Raw genomic sequence first — 5,992 nt, forward strand, 5'->3', positions numbered from 1 at the left:
CTAAAACAAGAGATTATTGTATTTTTAGAAACTTAAAGTTTAACCGAAAAACTTGCGCACTTTAGCTCGCCACTTTCGTTATGCGCGAGACGTTGTACAACATTTGAAAAATACATTCGACATACAATTTGCTGAAAGGAAAAAAATTAATAAAACCGGAAGTCAAATAGCAAACTTCGGATTTTTTTTCGCACTTGTATTCTGCCTTTTTTTGTTGCCCGCAAAGTATTTACCATCTGAAATCGCAATAATCTATCTGATTGAATTTGTGAATCGTAATGTTTACATACTTATTTCAATTTCAATCGCTATTTTCTTATTTGGAGAATGGCTCAAAGGAATGCGGAATTATGAAAAAGCGGAATTGGAATTAAAAGATAACGGAATATTACTCTTTTCAAAAACACGTAGAATTGAATTGAAATATGATGAAATAAAACAATTTCACGGAGTAATGAATCTAATACACGGACTATCAAATATGCATAGACTGAATTTTGTAATTAAGACAATCGATAATGGAAAATATGAAATACGTTCTCATAAAGACGTTTTCAATGGCTTAACTGACTATTTTCCTGATAAAACATAAAAAACGTTGTACAACAATGTATAACCGCAATTACGGCTGATTCGACTAAAAGCCGAATCAACTCGTATTTGCTCACTTGGGTTTTGTAATTGAAAATCACTAATTTTAAATCCGTAATAACTGCGGTTATACAAAAACGTTAGGGCACATATGAAAAAACAAACTTCAATATTAATTCTAATTACAATTCTACTGACAAGCTGTGGAAAGAAAATTGAGATGCCTGAATCTGAAAAATTATGGAATCCTTATAAAGTTGGAGAAGTTTTAATTTTTAAGTCGAGTGAAAATGAATTGGATACAATTAAAGTGAAAGAAATTAATGACAATATTTTTCCAGACGGACCTACACCATTAAAATATTACAATGAGAGCCTATGGATTTTTGTAGAACATACTGACCCAAATTATGATAGGCATCTAAAAAATAATTTTCTCGAAATCACAACCGGAACACCTGAAACACCGACTACAATAAACTTCAGACTTTTAGCAAAAAATTCTGTTTTTTATGATAGTTATAGAACAGTTGAAGAGTTGGACTCAATGAAATTGACATTTCTTGAAACACCAATCGGGAAATTTTCAGATGTTTTAGAAATAAATGACAAAGAAAGACGATATTCGGAAAGGGATAATTTCGTTGAAAAAATTTATTGGAGTAAATCAAATGGATATTTAAAATTTGAAAAAAAAGACGGTAAAACGTGGGAGCTGATAAAAAAATACGTGCCCTAACACCGTATATAGCTCATAGCTGGTCAGTTGCTTAATCGAAGTTAGGGCGTATTTGGAAAGTCGCCAAATGTTTAAATTTGACGATTTCCAACAAAAAAGATAAATAGTAAAATTTAAAAATCTGGCTTGTGCTAAACCGAAAAATAATCGCTAATTTGAACGCTACGAGCCATATACAAGACCGTTACCAATAAGTTGATTTCAATGATTTTTTAGAGATAAAATTCATGTTTTGATAATCCTAAGAATTGGAATTGACTCTGACAAAATTGAAAAGTGGAATAAGCTTTAAAAATTGGATTTCACCACTCAAACTCTGAAAACTGAATTGGTTTGAAAACAAATGGAATTGATTTTTTTGTCGAGCATTGAACAGCTATCTGAATTTGAAAAAAATGTGTGAAAATCATAACATCGAAATGAACACAAAATTGGATTTTATTCATTATTTAGGAATAATTTGACTTCTGACAATTATAGCGTGAATAATAAAATAGACAAACGACAATAAACACAGCGGAATTTTTAGCTCGTTTGAAAACAAATGAATTTACTCTTGAAAACAGATTTTATAAATCCAGATTTATATAGTAAAACTTCTGCTCTACTCAACTGAATTCAATAGCAGTTCGGAAAAAATTGGAAACGTGAAAAGCGCTTCGTTCCAAGCAGTACGTGTCGTGTCAATGTGTAACAACGGCTATAATGCATTGCGGTTTGGAATTTTCTGTTGAAAATTCCAGTTAAAAGTGTATTTTCGTTTACCAGCGGAATAATTCTGCGAATGATTCCGCAACGACATCATAGCCAAGACCGTTATGCCATATCATTAACAACACTTTAACTTTATATTAATTTTACCTTAGTAAAAACACATTTAATTTTGACTTAATAACGTAGAAAATATGTTATAAATGGTATTTAGGATTGCCTGTCCAAAATCGGTTATGTGAAAACGACTACCGAAATAAAATAAGAAGTCGTCGAGCTTTAATAACAACAATTTTACTTTATAGCGAAGTGAGTTAAGAAACATTTTTTGAACCAGTCGTACATAATTTTACTTAAAACGACATAAATATTATTGTAATGAACAAATTTAGAAAATATGTGCCATTTATGATATTAATTATGGCCTTTACGTTTAACGCTTGTAGCGAGGAAGAAGATTTAAGTATAAAAGATAATTCACCAAAAACTCTTACACTTTCAACTGGTAAATTACATAATCAAGGATTAGAATATATATATAAAGAAAGCTTGCTCAACCAGTTTTATGCAAATGAAACAGAATTAAATAATCAAGTAATTGCAGACGGTACTGATTTTGTTTCGAGTATTTATCCTAATGAACAAGACACAAATTTATTTACAAGTCATTATTACGGCAATAATGATAACATTCTTTCAACTGAACTTCAGATGGAAATAGATATTTTAATTGCATATTTAGATGAAACAATTACCGAAGAAAATGAAAATGCTGGTGCTCAAATTTTTGCTTATTCTCAAAATATTTTAGATAATCCACCAATTAATCTATCCGAAGTTGATAAAGAGGCATGGAAAAACGCTGTTGATGTCATGGGGTATTCTGCTTTATATTGGCACGAGAACATGTCTAAGTGGGAAACCGAAGTTAATAGACAGAAAGGATGGCTTGGTCGTCTTTGGAAAAAAATAAAACCTGTTGTTGTTGCGGATTTAGTTGGTGCTGCTACAGGATTTGTTAAGGGTTGGATAAAAGGTGGTACATGGGTAACTGCTGGGGCTGGTGCACTGGAAGGCGGCTTGGGCAGTTCAGCAGGTGCTGGTATTAAAGAATTATTTTAGATATGAGAAATCTAATTTTATTATTATGCTTTTTACCAATTTTAGCAATTGGTCAAGACCACATTTATTCTTTTCACTCTTTTAGCGATGGTGCTACGATCAGCACTGTTTCTGACACATTATCGTTTAAAATTTTAAATGACACCTACAAAAATAGAGATGCGACATTTAAAATGAATGATGAAGAGATAATTTTCAAAGATGAAGACTTTGCTGTAAAAAGAAAAAAACTTTTTCTAACAAACAAACAATTTAAATTTAAAAAAAAGTTGTTTTCAAATAGAACTAAAGTTATTGATTTAGAAACTGGTGCATCTTTAATTGATTTTGAAGTTGATTTCAAAAATGACAAGCTATATGCTTTTATTAATGAACATTTAAAGTCTCAATACAGTTCTAAAGAGTGGAACATTATTGAACATTTTGGTTTGTTTAATCAATTAAAGTATATTTATTTTAACAGCAATAATGAAGATTTAAAAGATAGTGTAATTATAGGATTAATAGCTGGACTGCTATAACTATTTTTTCGATTTTAAACTGCTTTCGTAGAGCGATTGATTAATAACTGAAACTCAATCGCTCTATTTTTATGTAAACAAAATACGGAGTCAAATATATACCGATAATTGACATGGCGTAACAAAGAACTGAGCTAAAAACCAAATAGTATATTGATTTTTTTAAGGCATAAGGATCTTTGCATTGTTGAAATAAGATAAATCTCCTTCGGTCGATTTATTTCCAGTTCAACAAGCTTTAATTACAAGCTTATTTTTGAATTATTTTAAGCTTTCAATACTTAACGGTGTTACAAATAAGTTGATTTCAAAGATTTTTTTAGAAATAAAATTCATATTTAGATAATTCTAAGAAACGGAATTGACTCTGATAGTATTGAAAAAGTAGATTAATCTTTTAAAATTGGATGTTATCACTCAGACACTGAAAACTGAATTGGTTTGAAAACAAATGGAATTGATTTTTGGTTAAGCTTTTAGCAGCTATCTGAATTTGAAAATCAAAACGCTGAATAACAAAACGCAGAAAATCAACACAGCGGAATTTTAGCAAGCTTGAAAACAGATGAATTTACTCTTGAAAACAGATTTTTAGATCGAGATTAATATAGAATAACTTCTGCTCTACTCGGCGGAATTGAATAACAGAACGAAAAAAATGAACTCAAACTCAATATAAAACCTATTGGTAACAACGGCTATAATGCATTGCGGTTTGGAATTTTCTATGGAAAATTCCAGTTTAAAGTGTATTTTCGTTTCCAAGCGGAATAATCCTAACGGATGATTCCGCAACGACATCATAGCCAAGAACGTTACCAATAAGTTGATTTCAAAGATTTTTTAGAGATAAAAATCATATTTAGATAATTCTAAGAATTGGAATTGACTCTGATAATATTGAAAAAATTGATTAATTTTTAAAAATTGGATGTTATCACTCAAACTCTGAAAACTGAATTGTTTTGAAAACAAATGGAATTGATTTTTTTGGTTGAGCTTTTAGCAGCTATCTGAATTTGAAAATCAAAACGCGGAATAACAAAACGCGGAAAATCAACACAGCGGAATTTTAGCACATTTGAAAACAAAAGAATTTACTCTTGAAAACAAATTTTTTGATTCTAGATTTATGTAGCAAAACTTCTGCTCTACTCGACGGAATTGAATAGCAGAACGAAAAAATGAACTCAAACTCAATATAAAACCTATTGGTAACAACGGCTATAATGCATTGCGGTTTGGAATTTTCTATGGAAAATTCCAGTTAAAAGCGTATTTTCGTTTTCAAGCGGAATAATCCTAGCGGATGATTCCGCAACGACATCATAGCCAAGACCGTTACCTGCCATATAAAAAACCAAGCAGACTGACGATAAAAAAACGTTGTGAAAAATGAATTGAAATATGGACAACCAAAATAAATATAAATACGATGAAACAAGCCTACAAGATTTAGTGAATGATTTCAAAGGCGGAAGAAAAGAAAGAAGCGAAAAATCTGAAAAATTTAGAAAACTTTCTTTTAAAATAATGCAAGAATTTCATAACCAACCATTTTGTGAAATTGAATTGTTTGCAAATTATTTGAAAGAAGTGTCTAAAAAAATGTCTGTTGTTTTTTCTTCAGGAATAGAGCGTGCTTAAATTACATGTTCTTCTTTGAATTGTTTTATTGGAAAGTCATCACCCTTGAAAATTAAAACATGACCTGGATTTAAATATTGAATACTCTTATCTACATTTGTTTCTTTTAAAACATCAAAATGAATAGCATCTAAATACTTTCTAAATGGCGGGTTTACTATTGAATAATAAACACATGTTACACCTTTAATTTCAAATTTGTCATCTGCGGGTAATTCAATATAAAAATCAGCTATATATTTTTGACCTTTTAAAGTTACAAAATTTTGGTTTTTATTTTTATACTTTTCCATAATGAACTAATTTTAAAAACAATAATACGAAATAAAACACAACACTCTGAATAAAATACGGCAGGTAACAGCGTATATAAAACATTGTGAAAACAGTACAGACCTAAAAGACACTGCATATTTGCAAACTTAAAACAAAACCGAAAAAAATTAATATTAACCCACAACGTTTCATATACACAAAACGTTACACACAAACACTCCGAAAAAACTCGGGTTGGATATATGAAAGTTAAGAATCTGAATTTGTCAAGCATTATCTGAAACGAATTGAAAAGCTGTTTTTAAAAGTCGAAATCTCCGCTTCTATCGAAAATTGGTTTTTAAATATGAATAAACGAAACAGAGTCCTAAAATATGACTTTTGA

6 protein-coding genes are annotated in these 5,992 nt (G+C 30.1%); 5 read left to right on the plus strand and 1 reads right to left on the minus strand.

The window, feature by feature from the left end:
- The first annotated feature begins 52 nt into the window (after window positions 1–52).
- The 5 genes from BUB82_RS11345 to BUB82_RS11365 all read left to right on the plus strand — a co-directional run bounded on the left by BUB82_RS11345 (window position 53) and on the right by BUB82_RS11365 (window position 5,331).
- Complete coding sequence (locus tag BUB82_RS11345) at window positions 53–592, plus strand: hypothetical protein (protein ID WP_073193744.1); 540 nt, start codon at window positions 53–55, stop codon at window positions 590–592.
- A 150-nt stretch (window positions 593–742) separates the two neighbouring features.
- Window positions 743–1,330, plus strand: coding sequence for a hypothetical protein (locus tag BUB82_RS11350; RefSeq protein WP_073193745.1), 588 nt, complete (start codon window positions 743–745; stop codon window positions 1,328–1,330).
- A gap of 1,089 nt (window positions 1,331–2,419) precedes the next feature.
- Window positions 2,420–3,163 carry a hypothetical protein gene (locus BUB82_RS11355; protein ID WP_073193746.1) on the plus strand — a complete coding sequence of 248 codons (744 nt, stop codon included), beginning with the start codon at window positions 2,420–2,422 and terminating at the stop codon, window positions 3,161–3,163.
- Window positions 3,164–3,165: 2 nt separating this feature from the next.
- Window positions 3,166–3,684 carry a hypothetical protein gene (locus BUB82_RS11360; protein WP_073193747.1) on the plus strand — a complete coding sequence of 173 codons (519 nt, stop codon included), beginning with the start codon at window positions 3,166–3,168 and terminating at the stop codon, window positions 3,682–3,684.
- Window positions 3,685–5,091: 1,407 nt separating this feature from the next.
- A complete protein-coding gene (locus BUB82_RS11365; RefSeq protein WP_073193748.1) occupies window positions 5,092–5,331 on the plus strand; it encodes a hypothetical protein in 240 nt (79 codons plus the stop codon).
- On the opposite strand, the gene BUB82_RS11370 is transcribed toward BUB82_RS11365, so the two are convergent.
- Window positions 5,328–5,624, minus strand: coding sequence for a hypothetical protein (locus tag BUB82_RS11370; RefSeq protein ID WP_073193749.1), 297 nt, complete (start codon window positions 5,622–5,624; stop codon window positions 5,328–5,330). The two genes, BUB82_RS11365 and BUB82_RS11370, sit on opposite strands and share 4 nt — an antisense overlap.
- Window positions 5,625–5,992 lie beyond the last annotated feature (368 nt).

It is taken from the genome of Psychroflexus salarius (assembly GCF_900129035.1).
Classification (GTDB): domain Bacteria; phylum Bacteroidota; class Bacteroidia; order Flavobacteriales; family Flavobacteriaceae; genus Psychroflexus; species Psychroflexus salarius.

Excerpts from the sequence above, each read along its gene's own strand:
- BUB82_RS11350 (WP_073193745.1), top strand. The coding sequence starts at position 743 with ATGAAAAAACAAACTTCAATATTAATTCTAATTACAATTCTACTGACA.
- BUB82_RS11355 (WP_073193746.1), top strand. The coding sequence starts at position 2,420 with ATGAACAAATTTAGAAAATATGTGCCATTTATGATATTAATTATGGCC.
- BUB82_RS11360 (WP_073193747.1), top strand. The coding sequence starts at position 3,166 with ATGAGAAATCTAATTTTATTATTATGCTTTTTACCAATTTTAGCAATT.
- BUB82_RS11365 (WP_073193748.1), top strand. The coding sequence starts at position 5,092 with ATGGACAACCAAAATAAATATAAATACGATGAAACAAGCCTACAAGAT.
- BUB82_RS11370 (WP_073193749.1), bottom strand. The coding sequence starts at position 5,624 with ATGGAAAAGTATAAAAATAAAAACCAAAATTTTGTAACTTTAAAAGGT.